Annotated in this window: 21 protein-coding genes and 1 pseudogene; 8 read left to right on the forward strand and 14 right to left on the reverse strand. The window is 72.6% G+C overall.

The features are described from left to right. Positions 1-8 precede the first annotated feature (8 nt). Positions 9-1,130, reverse strand: coding sequence for an MBL fold metallo-hydrolase (locus ACFPZ3_RS38935; protein WP_379519369.1), 1,122 nt, complete (start codon positions 1,128-1,130; stop codon positions 9-11). Between the two features lie 86 nt (positions 1,131-1,216). Then, the gene (locus tag ACFPZ3_RS38940; RefSeq protein WP_379519370.1) at positions 1,217-2,005 is read right to left on the reverse strand and encodes an SDR family NAD(P)-dependent oxidoreductase; all 789 of its coding nucleotides are present in this window, start codon (positions 2,003-2,005) and stop codon (positions 1,217-1,219) included. Positions 2,006-2,112: 107 nt separating this feature from the next. On the opposite strand from ACFPZ3_RS38940, the gene ACFPZ3_RS38945 reads away from it, so the two are divergent. After that, the gene (locus tag ACFPZ3_RS38945; RefSeq protein WP_379519371.1) at positions 2,113-2,688 is read left to right on the forward strand and encodes a TetR/AcrR family transcriptional regulator; all 576 of its coding nucleotides are present in this window, start codon (positions 2,113-2,115) and stop codon (positions 2,686-2,688) included. A gap of 143 nt (positions 2,689-2,831) precedes the next feature. Here ACFPZ3_RS38945 and ACFPZ3_RS38950 read toward each other — a convergent pair whose 3' ends face one another. Together ACFPZ3_RS38950 and ACFPZ3_RS38955 are read right to left on the reverse strand one after the other, a co-directional pair. Further along, positions 2,832-3,527 (reverse strand): DUF3152 domain-containing protein, encoded by a 696-nt coding sequence (locus tag ACFPZ3_RS38950; RefSeq protein WP_379519372.1) that lies wholly within the window; start codon positions 3,525-3,527, stop codon positions 2,832-2,834. A gap of 224 nt (positions 3,528-3,751) precedes the next feature. Then, complete coding sequence (locus tag ACFPZ3_RS38955; protein WP_379519373.1) at positions 3,752-4,981, reverse strand: NAD(P)/FAD-dependent oxidoreductase; 1,230 nt, start codon at positions 4,979-4,981, stop codon at positions 3,752-3,754. Positions 4,982-5,119: 138 nt separating this feature from the next. Here ACFPZ3_RS38955 and ACFPZ3_RS38960 point away from each other — a divergent pair, with 138 nt between their 5' ends. Both ACFPZ3_RS38960 and ACFPZ3_RS38965 read left to right on the forward strand, forming a co-directional pair. Then, a complete protein-coding gene (locus ACFPZ3_RS38960) occupies positions 5,120-6,010 on the forward strand; it encodes a hypothetical protein (protein ID WP_379519374.1) in 891 nt (296 codons plus the stop codon). Then, a pseudogene (locus ACFPZ3_RS38965) lies at positions 6,007-6,255 on the forward strand (ATP-binding cassette domain-containing protein); the annotation flags it as partial. The gene ACFPZ3_RS38960 and the pseudogene ACFPZ3_RS38965, both read left to right, overlap by 4 nt. 150 nt (positions 6,256-6,405) lie before the next feature. Here ACFPZ3_RS38965 and ACFPZ3_RS38970 read toward each other — a convergent pair. From ACFPZ3_RS38970 to ACFPZ3_RS38995, 6 genes are all read right to left on the reverse strand, one after another. Next, the gene (locus tag ACFPZ3_RS38970; protein ID WP_379519375.1) at positions 6,406-7,320 is read right to left on the reverse strand and encodes a zinc metalloprotease; all 915 of its coding nucleotides are present in this window, start codon (positions 7,318-7,320) and stop codon (positions 6,406-6,408) included. 144 nt (positions 7,321-7,464) lie between these two features. Continuing rightward, the gene (locus tag ACFPZ3_RS38975) at positions 7,465-10,209 is read right to left on the reverse strand and encodes a sugar-binding protein (RefSeq protein ID WP_379519376.1); all 2,745 of its coding nucleotides are present in this window, start codon (positions 10,207-10,209) and stop codon (positions 7,465-7,467) included. Between the two features lie 13 nt (positions 10,210-10,222). After that, positions 10,223-11,023 carry a carbohydrate ABC transporter permease gene (locus ACFPZ3_RS38980; RefSeq protein ID WP_379519377.1) on the reverse strand — a complete coding sequence of 267 codons (801 nt, stop codon included), beginning with the start codon at positions 11,021-11,023 and terminating at the stop codon, positions 10,223-10,225. Next, positions 11,020-11,892: a carbohydrate ABC transporter permease gene (locus tag ACFPZ3_RS38985; RefSeq protein WP_379519378.1), complete on the reverse strand. Its 873-nt coding sequence runs from the start codon at positions 11,890-11,892 to the stop codon at positions 11,020-11,022. The genes ACFPZ3_RS38980 and ACFPZ3_RS38985 overlap by 4 nt, the downstream gene beginning before the upstream one ends. A gap of 2 nt (positions 11,893-11,894) precedes the next feature. Next, positions 11,895-13,262 carry an extracellular solute-binding protein gene (locus ACFPZ3_RS38990; protein ID WP_379519379.1) on the reverse strand — a complete coding sequence of 456 codons (1,368 nt, stop codon included), beginning with the start codon at positions 13,260-13,262 and terminating at the stop codon, positions 11,895-11,897. Positions 13,263-13,266: 4 nt separating this feature from the next. Next, positions 13,267-14,580 (reverse strand): carbohydrate kinase family protein, encoded by a 1,314-nt coding sequence (locus ACFPZ3_RS38995; protein WP_379519380.1) that lies wholly within the window; start codon positions 14,578-14,580, stop codon positions 13,267-13,269. 134 nt (positions 14,581-14,714) lie between these two features. Here ACFPZ3_RS38995 and ACFPZ3_RS39000 point away from each other — a divergent pair, with 134 nt between their 5' ends. Together ACFPZ3_RS39000 and ACFPZ3_RS39005 are read left to right on the forward strand one after the other, a co-directional pair. Further along, entirely contained in the window at positions 14,715-15,473 is a 759-nt protein-coding gene (locus tag ACFPZ3_RS39000) for a DeoR/GlpR family DNA-binding transcription regulator (RefSeq protein WP_379519381.1), read from the forward strand. 10 nt (positions 15,474-15,483) lie between these two features. After that, on the forward strand, positions 15,484-16,824 hold the full coding sequence (locus tag ACFPZ3_RS39005; protein WP_379519382.1) for a 6-phospho-beta-glucosidase: 1,341 nt from the start codon (positions 15,484-15,486) through the stop codon (positions 16,822-16,824). Between the two features lie 22 nt (positions 16,825-16,846). On the opposite strand, the gene ACFPZ3_RS39010 is transcribed toward ACFPZ3_RS39005, so the two are convergent. Then, positions 16,847-17,596, reverse strand: coding sequence for an SDR family oxidoreductase (locus ACFPZ3_RS39010; RefSeq protein ID WP_379519383.1), 750 nt, complete (start codon positions 17,594-17,596; stop codon positions 16,847-16,849). Between the two features lie 20 nt (positions 17,597-17,616). Then, entirely contained in the window at positions 17,617-18,081 is a 465-nt protein-coding gene (locus ACFPZ3_RS39015) for a MarR family winged helix-turn-helix transcriptional regulator (protein WP_379519384.1), read from the reverse strand. A 71-nt stretch (positions 18,082-18,152) separates the two neighbouring features. On the opposite strand from ACFPZ3_RS39015, the gene ACFPZ3_RS39020 reads away from it, so the two are divergent. Then, positions 18,153-19,232, forward strand: a complete 1,080-nt coding sequence (locus tag ACFPZ3_RS39020; protein WP_379519385.1) for a hypothetical protein — start codon at positions 18,153-18,155, stop codon at positions 19,230-19,232. Here ACFPZ3_RS39020 and ACFPZ3_RS39025 read toward each other — a convergent pair. Both ACFPZ3_RS39025 and ACFPZ3_RS39030 read right to left on the reverse strand, forming a co-directional pair. Next, the gene (locus ACFPZ3_RS39025) at positions 19,144-19,572 is read right to left on the reverse strand and encodes a type II toxin-antitoxin system PemK/MazF family toxin (protein ID WP_379519386.1); all 429 of its coding nucleotides are present in this window, start codon (positions 19,570-19,572) and stop codon (positions 19,144-19,146) included. The two genes, ACFPZ3_RS39020 and ACFPZ3_RS39025, sit on opposite strands and share 89 nt — an antisense overlap. Before the next feature lie 9 nt (positions 19,573-19,581). Then, entirely contained in the window at positions 19,582-20,661 is a 1,080-nt protein-coding gene (locus ACFPZ3_RS39030) for an epoxide hydrolase family protein (RefSeq protein WP_379519387.1), read from the reverse strand. A gap of 51 nt (positions 20,662-20,712) precedes the next feature. On the opposite strand from ACFPZ3_RS39030, the gene ACFPZ3_RS39035 reads away from it, so the two are divergent. Further along, the gene (locus ACFPZ3_RS39035) at positions 20,713-21,657 is read left to right on the forward strand and encodes a helix-turn-helix transcriptional regulator (RefSeq protein ID WP_379519388.1); all 945 of its coding nucleotides are present in this window, start codon (positions 20,713-20,715) and stop codon (positions 21,655-21,657) included. 4 nt (positions 21,658-21,661) lie between these two features. After that, the gene (locus tag ACFPZ3_RS39040; RefSeq protein WP_379519389.1) at positions 21,662-22,447 is read left to right on the forward strand and encodes a thioesterase family protein; all 786 of its coding nucleotides are present in this window, start codon (positions 21,662-21,664) and stop codon (positions 22,445-22,447) included. Positions 22,448-22,450 lie beyond the last annotated feature (3 nt).

Here is a 22,450-nt window from a genome sequence, read left to right on the forward strand (position 1 = left end):
CGAAGCTCTCAGCCCAGCATCTCCCACCAGCCCTCCACCGCAGGGGCGGCTGAGGTGTCCACGGCCTCACCGGGGCGCGGCACGACCACCTTCACATCGCGCGCCTTGGCCTCCCGCCACAGCCGCTCCACCGGCTCCGCCCACGGGTGCAGGGCCAGCGTGAACGTCGCCCAGTGCACCGGCAGCAGCAGGCCGCCGCCCAGGTCGAGGTGGGCGTTGACGGCCTGCTCCGGGTCCATGTGGATGTCCGGCCAGGCCGGGCTGTAGGCGCCGATCGGCATCAGCGTCAGGTCGAACGGCCCGTGCGCGGACCCGATGCCCCGATAGCCCTCGAAGTATCCCGAGTCGCCCGCGTAGAAGACTTTCCTGGCCGCGCCCGCGACCACCCAGGAGCCCCACAACGTGTCATTGCGGACGAGGGAGCGGCCGGAGAAGTGGCGGGCCGCCGTGGCGATGAAGCGCAGCCCCGCGACCTCGGTCTCCTCGTCCCAGTCCATCTCGATGATCCGGTAGGTGGGCACGCCCCACCGCTCCAGGTGCGCCCCGATGCCCAGCGGCACCAGGAACGGCGCCTTCTGCGTGCGGGTCAGCGTGCGCACGGTCGCCATGTCGAGGTGGTCGTAGTGGTCGTGCGAGATGGCGATGGCGTCCACGTCGCCCAGCTCGTCCAGCCCCACGGGCACCGGGTGGTGCCGCTTGGGGCCGACGAACCGGGAGGGGGAGGGCCGCCTGCTCCACACCGGGTCGAACAGCACCCGCCGGCCCTCGATCTCCACCAGCGTGGAGGCGTGGCCGTACCAGATCGCGCGGACCCCGTCGGCGGGCGGCGGGTCCGACGGCGGGATGCGCAGCGGGACGGGGCCGGCCGGGTGGCGCTGGTTCCTGTCCTTGGTCAGCTCGCCGAGCAGGCTCACCGGAGGCCTGGTCATCATGGTGGTCGTCTCGGGCATCGTGTTCACGAACGAGCCGTTCCTGAACTGCGGCGAGTGCCGTATCCTCGACGCCCGTTCCGGCCCCGACGCCAGCGGCCGCATGCCCAGCTCGGCCGGCACCTCGCGCAGTGCCCAGCCGGCCGCGGCGAGCGCCGCGCCGCCCGCCAGGATCCGCCGCGCTGTCCGCATCCCTGCCATCGCCCACTCTCCCCTGGAAGGTCGATCATCCCGTTCCCTCCGAACGGGACTCCCCGGTTGTTCTTCCTACGATATATCGCGATAGGTCAGACGGTTTTGATCGCCCCTCCATCGATGACGTAGTCGGCGCCGCTGACGCTTCCCGCGTGCGGCGATGCCAGCCATGTCACCAGAGCGGCGACCTCGTCCGGTTGGATGAACCTACCGGTCGTCATTCCGGCGTTCGACGGCAGCCCCGCCAGGAACTGCTCGTGCTCCACGCCGTGGGCGGCCGCGACGGCGGCGCCGTACCCGCCGGGGGCCTCCCACATGGAGGTGAGCACGGCGCCGGGCGAGACGGTGTTGACCCGCACGCCACGCGGCCCGAACTCCTCGGCGAGAGCCTTGCCGAGCGCGGTCAGCGCGGCCTTGGCCGTCGTGTACGAGATCGGCCCCGCGTGCGGGATCCTGGCGCCGTTGGAGGAGATGTTGACCACCGCGCCGCGCTGCCTGAGCAGGCTAGGGAGGGCGGCGCGGGTGACGCGCACGGCGCTGAGGAAGTTCAGGTCGTGGACCTGGCGCCACACGTCGTCATCGGTGCCCAGGAACCCGCCGGCGAGCTCATCGCCGGTGTCGCCGCCACCCACGTTGTTGACCAGCAGGTCGATCTCGCCCAGCTCCTCCAGCGCCCGGCCGATCATCTCGGCGGGCCCGTGCGGGGTGGACAGGTCGGCCGTCACGAGGGCGGCGCCGGTCTCCTTGAGCTCGGGCGTGATCGTCCGCGAGGCCGCCACGACCCGCGTCCCCTCGCCGATCAGCGCCCGTACGATCGCCAGCCCGATGCCCCTGCTCGCGCCCGTCACCACGGCGGTCTTGCCGGTCAGTCCCATGTCCATGACGTCGTTCTCCTATCCGCATCACGTTTGATGCCTCGACTCTACGACTTGCAACATCGATGACGCAAGTCTGTCGTAAGGGGGGACGATGCCGTACCCTGTGGCGTGTGAGTGAGACGACCCGCGCGCCGCGTTCCGACACCGAGCGCACGATGCGCACGATCCTGGAGGCCGCCGAGCGCGTGCTCAGCAGGAACCCGGCGGCCAGCATGGAGCAGATCGCCGAGGCGGCCGGGGTGGCGCGCACGACCGTGCACCGGCGCTTCGCCTCGCGTGAGGCGCTGGTGGACGCGATGGCGGCCTGGGCCACCCGGCAGTTCGCCGAGGCCGTGGCGGCCGCCCATCCCGACACCACGCCGCCGCTGGTCGCGCTCTACCAGGTCACCGCCAACGTGCTGCGGGTCAAGAGCGACTGGGGCTTCGCGATGAGCCGGGCGCTGTCGGCCGACCCCGAGGTGGCCAGGGTGCACGCGGACGTGGAGGAGCGCTGCGAGCGGCTGTTCAGGAAGGCCCAGGAGGCAGGGGTGCTGCGTGAGGAGGTGGACCCGCTGTGGGCCAAGCGGGTCTACTACGCGCTGATCCACGAGTCGGTGCAGGTCCGCGACGGCGACCCCGACGCCCTGGCCGCGCGCGTGGTGGACACGCTGCTGCGGGGCGTCGGCACGGGACGCGGACTGGCCTGAAACCGGACTCTGGCCTGCGGGGATCCCCGCCGTCAACAGGCATGGCAACAGGCATGGCAACAGGCATGGCAACAGGCATGGCAACAGGCACGGCAACAGGCACGGCAGCGCCCGCCCGGCCGGCCCGCGGGGGCGTGCGGGGGTCAGCGTTCCTCGTCCCGCTCGCGGTTCGGGAAGGGCCACGGGTTGGGGCGGCAGCGGCCCAGTGACTTCGACTGCTGCGCCATGACCGGGGCCAGGCGGCCGGGGCCGGGGCAGGAGCGGTGGTGGTGTCCCAGGCCGTGGCCGACCTCGTGGCTGATCACGTAGTCGCGGTAGGCGGCCAGATCGCCCTTGTACTGCGGGACGCCCTTGGCCCAGCGCAGGGCGTTGATGACCGAGCGGTGGCCGTTCCAGCAGGACAACTCGCCTCCCGTGCGCAGCGGGCGGCACTCGCGGGTGGTCAGGTGAGGGCTGGACAGGGCGACGCGCACCCGTACCGGGCCGTGGTCCACGCGTTCGAACCGGGCCCAGCCGCGTATGTCGTTGAGCGTCTTGTGCACCTCGGCGGCGAACTCCACCGGATCGAACGGCAGCCCGCGCTCCACCTCGACCAGATACCGCACCGCCGCGCCCCGTCCCGGCCGGGCGGGCCCGCCGCCGGGCACCACCGCGTAGCGGCCCGAGGCGGCCTGCGGCACCCGGACCTTCACGTCGCGCTCCCTCGGAGCGATGGGCTTGGGCTGCGGGGCGGGCGGCTGGGCCGGTTTCGTCGCCGGTGGCCGCGGGGGTGTCTGCGGCTCGGACGCGCATCCCGCGGCCACCACGACGAGCAGCACGAGCAAGAGGAGCAGCGGCACGACAGCCTCCCCACGACTTCACGGTGGGGAGGTATCCGATATTACGTTGGGGCTTGTCGCGCTTGGCGGTCAGGTCGTCTTTCGCCGGTTTTACGCTGGCACATTAGGTGTGATGCCGGGGGGCGGCGTCTCGCCCTACGCGGGCACATTGGGCGTGATGTCGGGGGGTGGCGTCTTGCCCTACGCGGGCACATTGGGTGTGATGCCGGGGGCGGCGTCTCGCCCTACGCGGGCGCGTAGGGCGAGATGTCGATGGGCGGCGTCTCACCGAGAGCCAGCGCGGTGGCGATCTGGCCGGTGAGCGGGCCCGCCGTCAGCCCGTACGCGCTCAGGCCCGTCGCCACGATCACCCGCTCCGTCAGGGTGCCGATGAGGGCCGGGCCGGGCGCGTACACGGGCCGCAGGCCGACCCTGGTCTCCGTCACCGTCGCGTTGAACAGGCCAGGGGCCACCCGCAGCCCCGCCTCGACCACCTCGTCCAGGCCACCCATCGTGACACGCGGGGCGAACCCGACGTCCTCGACGGTCGCGCCGATCACGACGCGGGAGTCGGGGAAGCCCAGCAGGTACGGGCCCATCCTGGGCAGGATGATCGGCCACCACGCGGTGTCCACGCCTTCCAGGGTGGCGTGCAGGATCTGGCCGCGCCTCGGGAAGACCGGCAGCTCGACGCCCAGGGGGCGGCACACCTCACCGGTCCAGGCCCCGGCGGCGACGATCACCACGTCGGCCTCCAGCGGCTCACCCTCCCCGGCCTTCCTGATCCCGGAGCCGGCCCGGGGCGGGGCGGCGGGCGTGAGAGGCGCGGCCTGCCGCCAGGACGCGGTCTCACCACTGGTCTCACCACTGACGCCGGCCGTCGCGACCGGGAGAGGAGGCGTGGCCGTGTCCTCGTACGGCTCCCCGGCCGCGGCGTGCAGGAGCACCTGGCCGTCGGGGGTGAGGGTGGCGGAGCCCGCGCGTACCTGAGCGCCCTGGGCCACGGCGGCGCGCAGGAGCGCGTCGCGTACCGAACGGCCGTCCACCCGCGCCGCGCCCGGCACCAGGATCGCGCTCAGGTCGTCCGACAACGGCGGGAACAACTCGGACGGGGTGGGCACGTCGGTGATGTCGCCCATCTCCGGCGCGGCCGGGTGACGGCGGCGCAGCAGCGCGCGTACCGGCTCCAGGTCGGACGGGTCCTCGGAGACCAGCAGGGCGCCCACCTTGGCGTAGCCGATGTCCTCGCCCAGCTCCTCCACCAGCCCGGGATAGTGGCGGGCGCCCTCCCTGGTCAGGCGGTACCAGTCGTCGTCCTCCGGATGGTCCACCCACGGGCACACGATGCCCGCGCCCGCCTGCGTCGCCTCGCCTGGGTACCCGCCGTCCACCACGGTCACCGCCACGCCCCTGCGGCTCAGGTGGTAGGCCGCGCCGGCCCCGACGATGCCGCTTCCGATCACCACAACACGCATGGTCACAATGATCGCAGCCGGGGTCACCGGGGCCGATGACCGGGATCGGTCTCTTGCCGTGCGGATTACCGCGGCGCGGTCTTCTCCGTGCCTGAGCCGCCTCTCCCCGAGCGCGTCGCCGGGGTCTAAGGTCAGCGCATGGACGTCGCGGTCACCAGGATCGACCTGCCTCGTCCCGTCCGCGCGGCCGCGTCCGACGGGACCACCGTCTGGTGTGCCGGCCCCGGCGGAGTGCATGCCTACACGACCACCGGCACCCCGCTGCCGGGGAACGGAGCGGCGCCGCGGCTGCGGTCCCTGGCGGCGGTGCCCGGGACGGTGACCGGTTCCGCGGGGGTGCCCGGCACGCTGGCGGAGACCGTGGTCGTGCCCCGGTCGTTCGCGGGGTTGTTCGCGGGCGTGTCGCCGTCCAACCCGTTGTCCGAGGGGACGCTGGCGGGCATCGCCGGGGGCCGGGTCCACTGGCTCGACCACTCCGGCGCGCCGATCGCGGGCGTGCCCTTCAGCGGCCGGGTGCTCGCGGGCGGCGGGGAGATCTGGGCCGTCGGCGACGGCCTCGCCCGCAGGCTGGCCGGGCCGGGGACGCTCCTGGAGCCCCTCGAACTGCCCGGCCTCGACCTGTGCGCCGTGGAGGGCGAGCGGTTGTGGTGGACCTCCACGCGTGACACCGTCCTGCGCGGCGGGCCGAAAGAGGTGGACCTCGGGCGGCGCGAGCGCGGCGCCATGACCGTGTGCGCCGGCTCCCTGTGGATCAGCGTCACCGGCGGGTTGTTACGCGTATCGGCCTGGTCGGGGGAGCCGGGGCGGTTCGTGGGGACGCCGGAGGGGCCGGTGCCGTTCCTGGTGTGTGCGAACGGGGTGCTGGCGGGCGGCGGGCGCGACCTGTTCACCCTCGCCTCGGCCGCCGGCGCCGCGCTGCGCGTGATCAGGTTAGGGCTGCGGGCGCCGCTCGCGCTGATGATCGCGGCGGGCAAGCACGTCTGGGCCTTCCCCGCCGGCCGTTCCCAGGCACTGATCGTCGCGGTGTGAGGCCGGCGGCCCGCGATGCCGCCCAGGCTGTACGGACCGTCAGGGAGAACGTCCTGGCGGGCCGCCCCGGCTCGGACCAGGACGCGCTCGACCGGGCCGCCGCGCTCGCCGGTGTGGACGAGATGATCGCCCGCCTGCCCGAAGGCTGGGACACGCCCGTGGGCGAGCGCGGCTCGGCCCTGTCCGGCGGCGAACGCCAGCGCGTGGCCCTGGCCAGGGTCGCACTCCAGGACCGTCCCGTCGTCCTGCTCGATGAGGACCCGCCGGGCCGCGTGCTGGAACGCGGCACTCACGCCGAGCTGATCGCCCTCGACGGCCATTACGCCCGCATGTGGCGTACCCGTACGGAAGCCGCAGGCTGGCGGCTCACCCGGCTGATCGAGATCGGCTGCCGGTCAGGTGGGTGTGCCGGCCGTGGCCTGCGACGGGAGGAACGACGATCGGGGCCCGGCCAGCGCCGCGTCCATCCGCTCCGCCTGCCCCCTCGTGAACATGAACATGGCCGAGTCCTCGGTGTAGTCCATGTAGTTCATGAACATGTCCCCGTTGGGGCCGTTGTCGCAGCTCAGCTTGGGGAAGTCAGGGGCTCCGTGGTTCTGGCCGGCCTGGTTGGGGGTGTCGTCCACGAAGTCGGTGCCGGAACAGCCGTCGCCGTCGTCGCCCCAGATGTGGCGCAGGTTGAGCCAGTGCCCGATCTCGTGGGTGGCGGTGCGGCCTCTGTCGTAGGGCGCCGCCACCGTGCCCGTCGTGCCGAACGCGGTGTGCGCGATCACGACCCCGTCGATGTCGCTGGGGCCGCCGGGGAAGGTGGCGTACCCGAGAACGCCCCGCATCTCGCACACCCACACGTTGAGGTAGCGGTCGGCGGGCCAGGCGCTGGAGCCGCCCTGGGCGTCGAACTTGACCTTGTCGTCGGGCTGGAACTCCTCGGCGTCGGTCTGGCGGCGTACGACACCTGAGGTCGGCCCGCCGTCGGGGCCTGTCTCGGCCAGCTTGAACTCCAGTCGCGCGTCGGCCGCGAGCTCCTTCCACACCTCGGGCACCTTGCTCGCGTCGGGGTTGGCGCGCCGGAAGTCCTCGTTGAGCACCTTGAGCTGGCTGTCGATCTGCTCCTGCCCGATGTTCTGCTCGGGGGTGCGGTAGACGACGTGGACGACGACGGGGATGGTGACCACCTCCTCACGGGCCGCCGTGCGCGCGTTCTTCCTGGCGAACGTCGCGTTCTCGATGGAGGACAGGGCGAGCGCGTAGCGGGGCGAGGCGGCGAGGAGCCGGCGGTGGACGGGCATGGTGGCGCAACGGTCGGACACGGGGTTCCCTTCGTGGGGGCCTGGTTCCTGTACGCGTACCCGTACCGTAGTTCTTTAATCACTCAGAGTTATGTCTTGAATCTCCCGTGACCTGTGGGGGTCGTCTGTGCGCCGGTCGACCGGCGCACAGACGACCCAGGGCGGTCAGCGGACCGGGACCTGGGAGGTCGTCGTTCCGCCGCCGGGCGCCTGCCATCCGGCCACCACCGCCGGATGCGCGGCCAGTGCTCGTGTCAGGGGCACGGTCACGCTCGTGGTTCCCTTCCCGGACACGGTCACCACGCGGCTGCCCGCCGTCCCGTCGCCGTCACGGACGAACAGGTGCGCCTTGCCGGCTCCCGCGGCCTGTAGCGTCACCTTCACCGTCCCCCGGGCGCCCGAGGCCGAGACGGCCTGGCCGCTCTCCGAGGGCTTGGCCGCGGGGCCTCCGCCCAGCGGCACGTGCACTCGGGCCGCCTGCTCCAGGGACTGCGGTGAGTCCAGGCTGGACAGCGCCGTGTCGGGGATCACCGGGTCCGGCGGGGTGGTCGGACGGTCGGCCGGAGGCTGGTAGCCGGGCAGGGTGGCGACGGCCCATCGGTACGGGTCGCCCTGGACGCCGCCCCACGTCGACCAGCCGATGCGGGTCTGGCCGGTCTTGTCCTGGGTGTCGGAGTCGTACACGAGGATGTTCAGCCCCAGGTGGGCCGGATCGACGGCGCCCGGCAGGACCCGCATCGGGATGGACAGCTCCACCGTGTACTCCCCGGCGGACACCTTCGAGGCCACCCGCGTCCCCGGGGCCGTCTCCTCGCCGGGGCCCTGGCGGTTGTCGGCGTCGCGGAGGTAGCAGGGCGGGCCCTCGGCCGTCACCGGGAGCACCGCGGCCTTGAACGTGGTCGAGGTGTTCTCGGAGGTGCCGCGCGGGTCGAGGGTGATCTCCACCGAGTCGGTACGCCAGTGGCGCTTGCAGTCGGCGGTGGCCAGCCGGGTGCCGGCGACGTCGTCCTTCACGTGGACCAGCAGGTACAGGGTGTCGTCGTGCCAGGTGACCTTGGCCGTGCCGGAGCAGTCGGCCGCCGACGAGCACGCCGTGCCCTCCCACAGGCGGGAGATGTCCAGGGCGGTGCCCGCGTACTCGCCGTCGCCCTCGGCACCGTCCACGGCCGGGGCCGAGGCCGCCTGGGGAATGGAAGCCGCCGGGACCAGTTCCAAGGCGGGGCGGCTGGTGCCCGTCGTGGTGCCTGTCGTGGTGCCCGTCGTGGTGATCGTGTAGGTGTAGTCGCCGCCCTCGTTGGAGGTCTTGAGCGAGGGGTCGGTGTTGGTGATGGTGAACGGCACCGTCGTGGTGGCGCCGGCGGCCAGGTCGTCGTACGGGGCCTCGGCGCGGTCGGCGGTGAAGCCGGCGGGCAGGTCCAGGCCTACGGCACCGGACCTGGCCGCGTCGCTCACGTTCGTGACCACGACGCCGACCTGCCTGCTGCCGGCGGAGGGCAGCGTGAGCACCGGGGTGACCACGCCGCGTAGCTGCGGCACGCCGACCTCGGTGGTCCACTTCTCGTACTGGGCGACCTGGGGGAGCGGCTGCTGCGTCCCTCGTACGGCGGGGCTGAGCTCGACCTGCCGGTCGGTGTAGCCGCCGCCCCGCTCCGTGGTGAGCGTGGCCGCGACCCTGGCCCGGCCCGCGGTGGCGCTCTTCGCCGGGGTCACCGTGAACGCCGCCGACCCGGAACGGCTCGCGGCGAGCCTGCCCAGGCCGCCGGTTCCGGTGACCGTCCAGCCGTCCGGGACGCGCAGGGTCACCGACGACCGGCCCAGGGGCTCGCGGGGCGGCGCGGTCGCGGAGACCTCGACCGTGAACGGAACGCCGGGGAGCACGTCGAACGTACTGGTCCGCAGGTCGAACCGGGTGCCCAGGGGCACGGCGCCGCTCGCCCTGGTCAGCGCCCCGTCGAGGATCGCCGTCGGCGCGGCGGCCGCGGTGCCGCCCGGCTCGGGGAACGGCACCCGCGCGTCGACCTGGGTGAAGAAGTCGCAGCCGAGCCGGGCCGGATCGGCGGGCACGTCGGGAAAGCCGGCCCAGCCCTGGGACGCGTAGGCGCGCTGCGCCGCACGCTCCACGGCGGCCCACGTCGTGCCCCGGCTCGGCGAGGCGCGTCCGCTCCACACCCCGAACACGTTCTGCGCCGGGTTGGCCGGGCGGAACGTCGAGGCGCAGTCCTGCCCGGTCTGGGAGGTGCCGCGCCCGCCGCCGGTGAACAGCCGGGCGGGGGCGAAGGCACGCAGCCCTTCCCGGCTGATCTGCTCGGGGAACGCCTTCGGGTCGGCCGCCGCGTAGAACGCCTCGACGGCCAGCCGCGCGGCCTCCTGGTGGTTGCCGTGGTTGCCCGGCGTGGGAGCCGGGTCCATGGTCAGCAGGATCTCGGGCCTGGTCCTGCGGATGATCCGGACGACCTTCTCCAGGGTGCCGCCGCCCCACACCTGGTCGGTGAGCGGGGCGCTGACCGTGTAGTAGAAGTCGACGTCGTCGAGGTTGAACACCTCGCGCACGGCCGCCTTCCCGACCGCCGTCCGCTCCTCCGCCTCGCGCAGCAGCCCGAGCGCGGGCCCCTCCTCGGGCCCGACCGCGTTCCCGCCGCCCTCGCCCCTGGTGACGGTCACGACGCCGGTACGCACGTCGTGGTCCTCGTTCCACTGGCCGAGCGTGGACAGGTTGCCCGCCTCGTCGTCGGGGTGGGCGCCGACGAACAGGACGTCGAGGTCGATCGGTGCGGGCTCGGTAGCGGAGGCGGGCAGGGAGACGATGGCGGGCAGGAACGCGAGCGCGACCGCGCCGGCGAACGTCACCAGGCGGCGCGCGCCGGTGGACCTGGTCAAGGGAGTGGAGCCGGACACGGGTTGGGAACGCATCGAACCTCCGGAGTTATTCGCGTACCGCCCCCTGGAGCAGCCCGCGGACGAAGTGGCGCTGGAGGAACAGGTAGAAGACCACGACAGGCGTGGCCACGATGACCGAGCCGGCCGCCAGCAACGTGAAGCCGGAGGTGTACTGCCCCTGGAAGAAGGCCAGTCCCAGCGGCGCCGTACGCAGCGACTCGCTCGTCACCATGATCAACGGGATGAGGAACTCGTTCCAGGTCCACATGAACACCAGCACGATCAGCGTGACGACGGCGGGCCGGGCGGGCGGGAGGAGGACCTGCCACAGGATGCGCCAGCTCGTCGCCCCGTCGATGCGGGCCGCCTCGACGATGGCCCGGTTGGCGCCCAGGAAGTACGCCCGCATCCAGAACGTGCCGAACGCCACCGACAACGCCACCTGCGGCAGCGAGATCGACCAGAAGGTGTCGATGAGCCCGAGTGTGCGCAGGTCGAAGTAGAGGGGCACGGCCACGGCCTCGCTCGGCATCATGATCCCGAGCATGAACAGGTAGAACAGCACCGACCGGCCGCGGAAGCGCATCGTGCCGAACGCGTACCCACTCATGATCGACAACACTACGCTCACGACCACGACGAACGCCGACACTGCCAGGCTCGTGCGCAGGTAGTCGCCGAACCGGCCGATCTCCCACGCCGCCGCGAAGTTCGCGAGCCCGGCCGTGCCGCCGCTGTCGGCGGTGCCGAGCGCGGCCGAGAGGATGACCACGATGGGATAGAGCGCGAAGGCGGCGAACACCGACAGGATGACGTAGTTGGCCACCCGCTCCCCGCGCGAGATCACGAGACCCCCCTGTCCGCGAAACGGTTGATCCCGAACGAGATCACGAAGATCACCACGGTGAGCGTGACGCCGATGGCCGCCGCGGAGCCGACCTGGCCCAGACCGAAGGCGCGGTGGTAGACCTCGTACGACGGCACCGAGGTGGAATCGCCGGGTCCGCCGCGCGTGGTGACGTACACCAGGTCGAAGGTGCGCAGCGCGGCGATCACGGTGAGCGTCAGGGCCACCGCGATCTCCGCGCGGACCGACGGCAGAGTGACCGCGAAGAACTCCCGCACGGCCCCGGCCCCGTCCAGGCGCGCGGCCTCGTACAGGGAGGAGGGGATGCGGCTCATCCCCGCGAGCAGCAGCACGGTCACCAGGCCGGTCTCGAACCAGGTGCCGACCACCCCGACCGCGGGCAGCGCGAAGGTGTAGTCGCCCAGCCAGCCGCGCGTCAGCGAGTCCAGCCCGAGCGCGCCGAGCAGGGCGTTGAGCGTCCCGTCGGGCGCGTAGACCCGCCGCCACGCCACCGCGACCACCACCATGGCGATCACCTGCGGCAGGAACACCACGGTACGGAAGAAGCCCAGCCCCCGCACCTTGGCGTGGTTGAGGATCGCGGCCAGCATCAGCCCGATGACCAGCGGCCCGGCGGCGTAGAACACGATGAGCACCAGCGCGTGGACGAACGCCGCCCGCAACCCCTCGTCCGCGACGATCGCCACGTAGTTGTCCAGCCCGGCCCAGCGGCCGAGGGACAGCCCGTCCCAGTCGTACAGGGAGATCTGCACGGCCCGGCCGATCGGATAGAGCAGGAACACCGCGTAGATGACGAAAGCGGGCAGCACGTAGAGATAGGCGACGCGGCGAGGCTCCCCCGGGGCCATGCTCAGTTGCTCTCGGCGAAGGTCTTGTAGTCCTTCTCCAGCGTGCCCAGGAACTCCTGGGGCGTGGCCTTCTTGGCGAGGAGATCCTGCAGCGCCGCGCCCAGCGTGTCGGCGAAGGTCGGGGTCGCGTAGTCGAGGTACGGGACCAGGCCGTCCTTCGCGCTCGCCGTGCCGAACGCGGTGAACACCTCGCGCTGCGGCCCCTCCGGCACCGTCTGCTTGTCGGTGTCGGCGACCGGCAGGTTGCCGGTGTCGGTGAGCACCTTCATCGCCTCCGCGTTCGTGATGAAGTCGATGTAGGCCGCCGCCGCGTCCGGATTCGGGCTCTTAGCAGTGATCGCGAACGGCAGCCCCGTGCCCCCGGTCGCCACCGGCGCGGCGCCGGCCGCGGCGCCCGGCGGCAGCATGAAGCCCAGGTCCTCGCCCAGAGCCTTCTGCAGGTCGGCCAGCAACCAGGTGCCCGCGATCAGGAAGACGCCCTGGCCCTTGCCGAACGCCTGCCACGCCGCGTCGTACCCCTGCCCGTTGAAGCCCTTGGCGAAGTAACCCTGGTCGACCCAGTTCACGAGCTGCTCGGCGGCCTTGGTGTTCTCGGGCGTGTTCCAGGAGGCGCCCTTGCGGCCGAAGGCGAGCGTGCCGATCTGGTCCGGCGGCACGTTCCGGCCCTGTACGGTGCCGAACACGTGCACGGCCGGCCACTTGTCGAGGTTGCCGAACTGCAGCGGCACCTCACCCCCGGCCTTGGCCTCGGCCAGCGCGGACTCGAAGGCGGCCCAGGTCGCGGGCGGCTCCAGGCCCAGCTTGGTGAGCTTGGCGCTGTTGTAGAAGACGCCGACGACCTCGCCGACCTGCGGCAGGCCGTACAGGTTGCCCTCGCCGAACAGCTTGCCGTCGGCGCTGTAACGCGAGTACCGCAGCACCGAGTCCGGGTAGCGCTGTTTCCACCCGTAGGCGTCGGCGTAGGCGTCCAGCGGGCGCAGCTGCCCGGCCTTGACGAACGCGCCCATCGAGGAGCGGCCGTTGTTGGCCTCGACCACGTCGGGCGGCTCGTTGCCGCTCAGCGCCAGGCGCAGGGTGGTGGTGAGGTCGTCGAAGGAGCGCGACACCCGGTTCAGCTTGATGTTGGGGTATTTGGCGTGGAAGGCGTCGTTGAGCTTCTTCATCTGGGCGGCCTGACCGCCGCGTACCTCCTGGTCCCAGACGGTCAGGGTGACGTTTCCCAGTGAGGCGGCGTCGGTGCGCACGGGTGAGGCGCTCGCCTGGGGCGAGGGGGGAGGCGGGGCGGAGGAGCCGGGTGCGCACCCGGCCAGGGCCACGGCGCTCGCGGCGAGCAGGGCGAGCGTCAGGGAACCTCGCTTGGGGGCGATCATGGTGCTACTCCTTCTGCGCGGGCACGCGAGGCGGCGTGTCGGGGTCCTCGTCCTCGTTGTCAGGCGGGTCATGGTGCTCTGGTGATCGCCTCACGGAGGGATCGGACAACTCCCCGGGCCGCCCCGCGGAGGGCCCGGACGATCCTGAGGGCCGCCCGGTGGAAGGCTCGGACGATCCGCCGGACCGGCCGGTGGAGGACATGCCGACGTCGGCGTGCCGGGCGATGGTGGCGGCCGCGCGGCGCACCGCGCCCACGGGGACCGTCGGCACCAGCCGGTCGAGGAAGGCGTAGCGGCGGGCCAGCGAACTGCCGTACGCGCCGCTGTGGTCGGCCGCCTCCCGCACCTCGTGCCACCAGTCCGCGATGTCGCCCCAGCCGGGCGCCGCCAGCGAGCCGCCGAACTGCTGCACCGCCAGGGCCGCGCACACCCCGGCGAACGCCAGCCGGTCGGCCAGCGGCCAGTGGCAGAGCGTGCCGAGCACCAGGCCCGCGCCGAACACGTCGCCCGCGCCCGTCGGGTCGAGCGCCGTCACCCGCGGCGCCGGGACGAACGCCTCCTCACCCGTCATCGAGTCGATCGCCATCGCCCCGTTGGACCCGTCGGTCACCACGGCCAGCGGGACCCGGTCGGCGATCGCGTACAGCGCGTCGCGCGGCGTGTCGGAGCGGGTGTAGGCCATGGCCTCGGTCGCGTTCGGCATGAACGCGTGGCAGAGCGCGAGCTGGTCCAGCAGCGAGCGCGACCAGGAGCCCGACGGGTCCCAGCCCACGTCCGCGAAGATGAGGGCGCCGTCGCGGCGCGCCAGCTCCGCCCAGTTGCACGCGGTCCCGGCCCGGTCGAGCGGCTCGTCGTCGGACAACGTCGCGATCACCGCGCGGGAGCGGGGCGGGGAGCCGATCATCTCGGAGGCCGTCATGGGCGCCGCGTGGCCGTGCGTCACCATGCTGCGGTCGCGGTTGACCGCCATGGACACCGTCACCGGCGAGTGCCAGTGCTCGAACCGCCGCGACCTGGACAGGTCCACCGACTCCTGCCGCTCCAGCGTGCGCCAGCAGAAATCCCCGTAGTCGTCGTCCCCGAACGCGGCCGCCAGCGACGTGCGCAACCCCAGCCGGCTGGTCGCGATGGCCAGGTTGGCGATGCCGCCAGGGCACGACCCCATGCCCTCCGCCCAGATCTCGGTGCCCGCGGCGGGCATCGCGGGCAGGCCGGTGAAGATGATGTCCAGGAAGACAGTTCCGGCCAGGAAGACGTCGAACTGCGGCCCCTCAGGGGTGCGTTCGCCGGCGAGAGGGTCGTACGCCTGGACAGCCACGGGAATGGGTCCTCCTCGACATACCGGGGATGTGCGCAATCTTGCACGTTTGCTCGCACACTTCAAGTGTCTTCGCGCGAACGGGTGGCGCAAGATGCTTACTTGTGCGCGAATTTGACTGATACAATCCGGCCGTGCTCCAGCGCCTCAGGCATGCCGAGATCATGCGCCGCGTCCGCACCTCAGGCGCCGGCAGCGTGCGCGATCTCGCCAGCCAGCTCGGCGTGAGCCCGTCCACCATCCGCAGGGATCTCGAAGTGCTCGACCGCGACGGCACCCTGCGCCGCGTCCGCGGGGGCGCCCTGCCCTGTGCGGACCCCGACGCCGACCGGCCCTTCGCTGAGGTGGCCGTCACCGACGAGCAGGACAAGGAGGCCGTGGCCGCCCGCGCCGCGCAACTCGTCGGCGACGGGGACGTGCTCCTGCTCGACATCGGCACCACCACGATGCGGCTGGCCCGGCGGCTGCGCGGGCGCCGCGTCACCGTGGTGACCTCCAGCCTCGCCGTGCTCGACGTGCTGCGTACCGACACGGAGGTCGAGCTGCTGCTGCTCGGCGGCATGGTGCGCAGGCCCTACCACTCGCTGGTGGGGGTGCTGACCGAGGCCGCGCTGAGCCAGGTGGTGGCCGACCGGGTGTTCCTGGGCGTCAGCGGCGTACGCCGCGACGGGCAGCTCGTGGACACCACGGTGGCCGAGGTGCCGCTGAAGCGCGCCATGATCGCGGCGGCCGGTCAGGTGGTGCTGCTCGTGGACCGGCACAAGTTCCCCGGGACGGGCGCCCTGCGGGTGTGCGGGCCCGAGGACGTGGACGTGATCGTCACGAACCAGGGCGCCGACGAGACGACATTGCGCACCTGCGCCGCCGCGGGCGCCGAGGTGCTGCTCACGTGAAAGGGTGACGATGAGACTGGCCGTTCTCGGCGGCGGAGGCTTCCGGGTCCCGCTCGTGTACGGCGCGCTCCTGCGCGACACCGCCAAGCCGCGCGTGGAGGAGGTGGTGCTCTACGACGTGTCACGCGAACGGCTGGAGGCAGTCTCCCACGTGCTGCGCGGGCTCGCCGCGGGCCACGACGACCCGCCCCGGGTGCGCACCACGACCGACCTGGACACCGCGCTGCGCGACGCGGCCTTCGTCTTCTCGGCCATCCGCGTCGGCGGGCTGGCCGGCCGGACCGCCGACGAGCGGGTCGCGCTGGATCTGGGCCTGGTCGGCCAGGAGACGACCGGCCCCGGCGGGATCTCCTACGGCCTGCGCACCGTTCCCGTCGCCGTCCGCGTGGCGGAACGGGTGGCCGCGCTCGCGCCGGAGGCGTGGGTGATCAACTTCACCAACCCGGCCGGGATGATCACCGAGGCCATGCGGCAGGTGCTCGGCGACCGGGTGATCGGCATCTGCGACTCGCCCATCGGGCTGATCCGGCGGGCCGCCGCCGCACTCGGGCTCGACCCGGCCCGCGTCTCGCCCGACTACGTGGGGCTCAACCACCTGGGCTGGTTGCGTGGCCTCACCTATCAGGGGCGCGACCTGCTGCCCGGCCTGCTGGCCGACGACGCGGCGCTGCGGCAGGTGGAGGAGGCCCGCCTGCTCGGCGCCGACTGGGTGCGGGTGCTGGGGGCGCTGCCGAACGAGTACCTGTACTACTACTACCTGTCCAGGGAGGCGGTGGCGGCGAGCACCGGGCGCACCCGGGGGGAGTCGCTGCTGGAGCAGCAGGACCGCTTCTACGCCGCCGTGCGCGCCAGGCCCGGCGACGCGCTGGAGGAGTGGGTGCGGACGCGCAGGGAGCGGGACGCCTCCTACATGGCGGAGGCGCGCGACACGACCGACGCGGGCGAACGCGACACCGCCGACCTGGAGGCGGGCGGCTACGAGGGCATCGCGCTCGCCCTCATGGCCGCCATCGCCCGCGGCGAGCCCGCCACCATGATCCTCAACGTCGGCAACGGCAGCGCGGTACCGGGCCTGCCCTCGGAGGCGGTCGTGGAGATCCCCTGCGCCGTGGACGGCTCCGGCGTCCGCCCCCTGGCCACCCGCCCCCTGCCCGGCCGCTTCCTCGGCCTGATGCAGCAGGTCAAGGCGGTGGAGCAGACGGTCATCGAGGCCGCCATGACGGGCTCCGCACGGCTGGCGGTGGCGGCGTTCGCGCTGCACCCGCTGGTGGACTCGGTCACGACGGCCCACCGCCTCCTCGACGGCTACCGCGCCCGCATCCCCGACCTGGCCGCCGTCTTCCCCGGCTAGCCTCGCCGTTCCGCGAACAGGGCTAGCCGATCAGCACGTCACGGCGGGTGAAGCGGGCGGTGGCGAAGCGCCAGGCGATCTTGCGCGGGGTCAGCCACCGCACGTGCGCCCCGTTGCGCGCCCGGCTGATCACCCGCTCGGCCAGCCACGGGGCGACGGTCTCCACCCGGTCGGCCAGGATCGACAGGATCCGCGCCGCCCGCGCCCGCTCATCGTCGGAATATCCGTACGTGAGCAGATCCGTCACCACCATCCCCGGGCTCAGCAGCCCGGCGCTCACCCCCTCGGGAACCTCCTTGGCCAGCGCCGACGTCAGGTAGGTGACCGCCCGCTTCGTGGCGCCGTACACGCCCAGCCCCGGCACCACGCGCCCGTCGCTCCCGAGCCCCTCCATGTTCCACACGTGGCCACCGCCCTGCTCGGCCATGCCGCTCACCGCCACCGCGCAGCCGTTCAGCACCCCCAGCAGGTTGACCTCCGCCACCCGGCGCGCCTGCTCGGCGGGCAGCCGCCAGACGGGCTCGCGGACCTGCGAGACGCCCGCGTTGTTGATCCAGACGTCCACCCGGCCGTACCGCCCGGCCGCCGCCTCCCACAGCTCGTGAAGCTGGTCGCGGTCGGTGACGTCGGCGACCATCGCCATCTCGCCCGCCGCACGCACTCGCTCCGGGTCGGTGCCGCAGACCATCACCTGATGGCCCCGCTCCACCAGCGCCCTGGCCAGCCCCAGGCCGAGGCCGCGCGTCCCGCCCGTGATCACGACCGTACTCATCCCCGTGCTCATCCTCGCGCTCATCCTGAGGCCTCCAGCCTGGCCGCCGCGGTGGCCTTGATGCCGCTCTCCAGGAAACGCCCGATGACCAGCCGCTCCTCGGGCGTGAACGCCTCGATCGCCGCCGTCAGATGCCGCCCCAGCGGGGCGAAGAAGCTCCGGGCCAGCTCGGCGGCCTGCTCGTTGAGCACGACCTCGATCTTGCGCCGGTCGGTTTCGCTGCGCCGCCGCTCCACGTGCCCGGCCTGCTCCAGCCGGTCGATCAGGGCGGTCGTGGCGGGCGGGCTGAGGTTGAGCGCGCCGCCGAGCCCGCCCGGGGTGAGCGGCCGGCCCTCACGTGCCGCGTCGAGGATGACCACCAGGGCGTTCAGGTCCGTACGGTGCAGCCCGTGCAGGGCCGCGAAACGTTCGGGGAACCGGTCGCTCTCCACATTCAGCGCCCGCATCATCACCATCAGCTCGAACGCGCCTCCGTTTGCTGTCACACCCCAGATCATTCCATAATCGAACCATTCCATGATGGAAACACACTGAACGGAGGCGCATGCTGAGGAGCATGAGTGCCGGCCGCGCGCTCGTCCTCGGGGTGCTGGCCGGCGCCGTCATGACCGCGCTGATCTGGCTGCTGGGCGCACGCCTGCAGGGCATCGAGCTCCTGCCCGACCAGGGCGCCTCCTGGTACTACTGGAAGCTGCCCCACCCCACCTTCTGGACCCGGTTGTCGGCCTGGGGCGGCTACGCGGCCCACCAGATCACGTTCTGGTGGCTGATCCACTACGCCCAGACCAGGGTCCGCCGCTACACGGGCGGCCTGCACCCGGTCAACGTCGCCGCCCTGGCCGTCAACACCGGCTTCATCGCCCTGCACACGCTGCAGACGCACCTGTTCTACGACGGGCTCGCCCAGGACGTGTCGATCTACAGCTCGCAGGGCTCGGTGATCCTGCTGCTCGTGGTCGTCCTGCTGATGGAGAACCGGCGGCGCGGCCTGCTCCTCGGCAAGCCGGCCCCCATCGGCCGCGCCGTCGTGGACTTCGCCCGCCGCTACCACGGCTACCTGTTCAGCTGGGCGGCCGTCTACACCTTCTGGTACCACCCCACAGAGGCCACCTCCGGCCACCTGATCGGCTTCTTCTACATGTTCCTGCTGCTCCTGCAGGGCTCCCTCTTCCTCACCCGGGCGCACACGAACCGCTGGTGGACCTTCACCCTGGAGGCGACGGTCGCCGTGCACGGCACCCTGGTGGCCGTCATGACGTCGGGACCGGACGGGATGTGGCCGATGTTCCTGTTCGGCTTCCTGGGCGTCTTCGTCCTCACCCAGATGCACGGCCTGGGCCTGACGGCCACCACCCGCTGGGCGCTGGCCGCCTGCTACGTGGGGGCCGCCCTGCTCGTGTACGGCCTGCGCGGCGACCTCGCCGGCGCGGCCGAGGAGTCGGTCAGAGTCCCGGCGATCGAGTACGTCCTGGTGGGCGTCCTGGCCCTGCTGCTCTGGCTGGGCCTGCGCACCGCCACCTGGATCCGCTCCAGGAGCCCTGCCACGGCTAGCCGGCGCCCCAGCCGTGGGTCTTCATCAGCCGCGCCGCGACCCGGGCGAACCGATCGCCGTCCAGCACCGCGCCCTCGCGCCTGATGTCGTCCTCGTCCAGCACGAACACCCGGTCCAGCCGTACGTACGACACCATGTCGTCGCGGCCCCACGCGCCCAGCTCCAGCCAGTCGGGCCCGTCTTCGCCCTTGCTGGACAACATCATCCCCAAGAGGCGGCGCCCTGTCCGGCCCACGATCAGCAGCGGCCGGTCCTTGCCCCGATCGGGGTCCTCCTCGTACGGCACCCACGCCCAGACGATCTCCCCGGGGTCGGCCAGGCCGTCGAGGTCGGGGGAGTAGGCCAGGGTGGCGGGCCCGTGGAGGGAGTGGATCTCGCGTACCGCGCCCCGGGCCGGCCGGGGGTCCTCACCTAGATCACGCATTGTCGGAGCTTATCCGAGCCCGGCGAAGAATGTCCTGATGTCGTCCACAAGCAGGTCAGGGGCCTGGAGGGCGGCGTAGTGGCCGCCCCTGGGGAACTCCGACCAGCGCACCACGTTGTGCGCCCGCTCGGCGTACCGCCTGACCGTGCTGTCGCCGGGGAAGACCGCCACGCCCGTGGGCGTCTTCCCCGGCGCGTCCGGCACGGCCCAGTCGGCGCCGCTCTCCCGGTAGATGCGCAGGGACGAGCCCGCCGTGCCGGTGAGCCAGTACAGGGCGACGTTGGTGAGCAGGTCGTCGGCCGGCACGCCGCCCGCGTCCCGCCCCCAGGAGGCGAAGGCGTCCAGGGTCCAGCCGAGCAGGCCGGCCGGGGAGTCGGCCAGGGCGTAGGCGAGGGTCTGCGGCCTGGTGCCCTGGATGGCGGCATAGCCGGAGAACTCCCGTTGCCAGCGTTCCACCCCTTTCGCCCGCTCCACCTCGGCCTCGGTCAGCCCGGACAGGTCGTCGGTGACGAACGCGGTGAGCGCGTTCACGTGCACGCCCACCACGCGATCGGGGGCCAGGCGGGCCAGCGCGGGGGAGATCAGGGAGCCGAAGTCGCCGCCCTGCGCGCCGAAGCGGGCGTACCCGAGCCGGTCCATCAGCGTGGCCCAGGCGGCGGCGATCCGCCGCACGCCCCAGCCGGGCTCACGGGTGGGGCCGGAGAAGGCGAAGCCGGGCAGGGACGGGACGACGAGGTGGAAGTCGCGGCTGAGCGGCCCGGCCACGCGGGAGAAGTCCGCGAACGAGCTGGGCCAGCCGTGCGTGAGCAGCAGCGGCAGCGCGTCCTGACGCTCCGAGCGGAGGTGGGCGAAGTGCACGCGCTGCCCGTCGATCTCGGTCGTGTACTGCGGCAGCGCGTTCAGCCGCGCCTCGTGCGCCCGCCAGGAGTAACCCTCCAGCCAGTACGCCGCCAGCTCCCGCACCGCATCGGGCGGCGTGCCGTAGGACCACCCGGCCCCGTCGAGCGCGTCCGGCCAGCAGGTCCTGGCCAGCCGGTCGCGTAGATCGTCGAGCCGGTCCTGAGGTATATCGATGACGAATTCCCGCATACCCGGCACGCTAGAGGCCAATGCGGCCAGGATCGGGCCACAATGGGGAGCGTGTTGGACACCTCAGCCAGACTTCTGCGCCTGCTGTCCCTCCTGCAGACCCGGCGCGACTGGTCCAGCGCCGACCTGTCGGAGCGGCTCGGCGTCGCCCCGAGGACGGTGCGCCGCGACGTCGAACGACTGCGCAGCCTCGGCTACCCGGTCCACTCCGCGCCGGGCGTCGCCGGCGGATACCGGCTGGGCGCGGGCGCCGAGCTGCCGCCGCTGCTGCTCGACGACGAGGAGGCCGTGGCGGTCGCGGTCGGGCTGCGCACAGCCGCGAACGGCACCGTGACCGGCATCGAGGAGACCTCCCTGCGCGCGCTGGCCAAGCTGGAGCAGGTGCTGCCCGCCCGCCTGCGGCGCCGGGTCAACACACTGCAGACGCACACCGTACGGATCAACAGGGACGGCCCCACCGTGGACGCCGACGTGCTCAGCCGGGTCGCCGCCGCCTGCCGCGACCACGAGCAGCTCCGCTTCGACTACACCGACCACCAGGGCGAGCGGACGCTGAGAAGGACCGAGCCGCACCGCCTGGTCACCAAGGGCAACCGCTGGTACCTCGTCGGCTGGGACGCCGACCGCCGCGACTGGCGCACCTACCGCGCCGACCGGATCAGCCTGCGCACCCCCAACGGCCCCCGCTTCGCCCCGCGCGAGCCGCCCGAGCCCGACGTCGCCGCCTGGGTGCAGAGCCGCCTGGCCCACGAGATGTGGCCGGTCGAGGCCCGCTTCCTGCTGCACGCGCCGGCCGGACGGCTGGCCGGCCGCACCTCCGGCACGCTGGAGCCGCTCGGCGAGGATCGATGCCTGCTCACCCTGCGCGGCGAAGACCCGCACCTCATGGCCGTGGTGGTGGCCTTCCTCGATGTGGATTTCGAGGTGCTGGAGCCGGTCGAGCTGAAGGAGCACCTCCACGCGCTCGGGCGGCGCCTGCTCTCCTCTAGAATCTGATTCTGTGTCGTCGACGTCAGCATTTTTCACCCGAAAGAGGGACGAGCTCGTCCCCGCGCCGCACGCCCGCGGCCCCTGGTCCCCCGACATGTTGCACGGCCGCCTGCTCGGCGGTCTGGCGGCCCGCGCTCTGGAAGAGCGTCACGCCGAGCCTGGGCTGCACTTCGCCCGGCTGACCGTCGATCTGTTCCGCAACAGCCCGATGTTGCCGGTCACCGTGGAGACGTCCCTGATCAGGGACGGGCGCAGGATCCGGGTGGCCGACGCCGTGATCTCCACCGACCAGGGCGTGATCGCGCGGGCGAGCGCCGTGCTGCTGCGGCAGGGCGAGGAGCCCGACGGCGAGCGGTCGATCGTCACGCCCGCCTGGGACGAGCCGGTGCCCACCGAGCCGCCCCAGGTGCAGCCGGGTGGCTGGATTCCGCCCTTCGACCTGTGGCGGGCGGCCCCCTGGGGCGCGCCGGGGCCCGCACGGGTGTGGATGCGGGAGAAGTTCCCGCTGGTGGACGATGAGCCGCTGACGCCGTTCGTCCGCGCCGCGCTGGCCGCGGACTTCGCCAGCCCGCTCAGCAACGCCCAGCCCGACGGCCTGCGCTTCATCAACGCCGACTACACGCTGACGCTGGCCCGGCTGCCCGAGGACGAGTTCGTCGGCGTGGAGGGCACGGGCCACGTGAGCGCGGGCGGCGTCGCGACCGGCCAGGTGACCGTGCACGACACCGCCGGGCCCATCGGGTTCTGCACGGTGACGGCCATCGCCAACCGCGTGGCGATGGGCACCGGTCGTTAGCTC

Source organism: Nonomuraea insulae (genome assembly GCF_042656245.1).

Excerpts from the sequence above, each read along its gene's own strand:
- ACFPZ3_RS38935 (WP_379519369.1), bottom strand. The coding sequence starts at position 1,130 with ATGGCAGGGATGCGGACAGCGCGGCGGATCCTGGCGGGCGGCGCGGCG.
- ACFPZ3_RS38940 (WP_379519370.1), bottom strand. The coding sequence starts at position 2,005 with ATGGACATGGGACTGACCGGCAAGACCGCCGTGGTGACGGGCGCGAGC.
- ACFPZ3_RS38955 (WP_379519373.1), bottom strand. The coding sequence starts at position 4,981 with ATGCGTGTTGTGGTGATCGGAAGCGGCATCGTCGGGGCCGGCGCGGCC.
- ACFPZ3_RS38960 (WP_379519374.1), top strand. The coding sequence starts at position 5,120 with ATGGACGTCGCGGTCACCAGGATCGACCTGCCTCGTCCCGTCCGCGCG.
- ACFPZ3_RS38975 (WP_379519376.1), bottom strand. The coding sequence starts at position 10,209 with ATGCGTTCCCAACCCGTGTCCGGCTCCACTCCCTTGACCAGGTCCACC.
- ACFPZ3_RS38985 (WP_379519378.1), bottom strand. The coding sequence starts at position 11,892 with ATGGCCCCGGGGGAGCCTCGCCGCGTCGCCTATCTCTACGTGCTGCCC.
- ACFPZ3_RS38990 (WP_379519379.1), bottom strand. The coding sequence starts at position 13,262 with ATGATCGCCCCCAAGCGAGGTTCCCTGACGCTCGCCCTGCTCGCCGCG.
- ACFPZ3_RS39005 (WP_379519382.1), top strand. The coding sequence starts at position 15,484 with ATGAGACTGGCCGTTCTCGGCGGCGGAGGCTTCCGGGTCCCGCTCGTG.
- ACFPZ3_RS39010 (WP_379519383.1), bottom strand. The coding sequence starts at position 17,596 with ATGAGTACGGTCGTGATCACGGGCGGGACGCGCGGCCTCGGCCTGGGG.
- ACFPZ3_RS39020 (WP_379519385.1), top strand. The coding sequence starts at position 18,153 with ATGAGTGCCGGCCGCGCGCTCGTCCTCGGGGTGCTGGCCGGCGCCGTC.
- ACFPZ3_RS39025 (WP_379519386.1), bottom strand. The coding sequence starts at position 19,572 with ATGCGTGATCTAGGTGAGGACCCCCGGCCGGCCCGGGGCGCGGTACGC.
- ACFPZ3_RS39030 (WP_379519387.1), bottom strand. The coding sequence starts at position 20,661 with ATGCGGGAATTCGTCATCGATATACCTCAGGACCGGCTCGACGATCTA.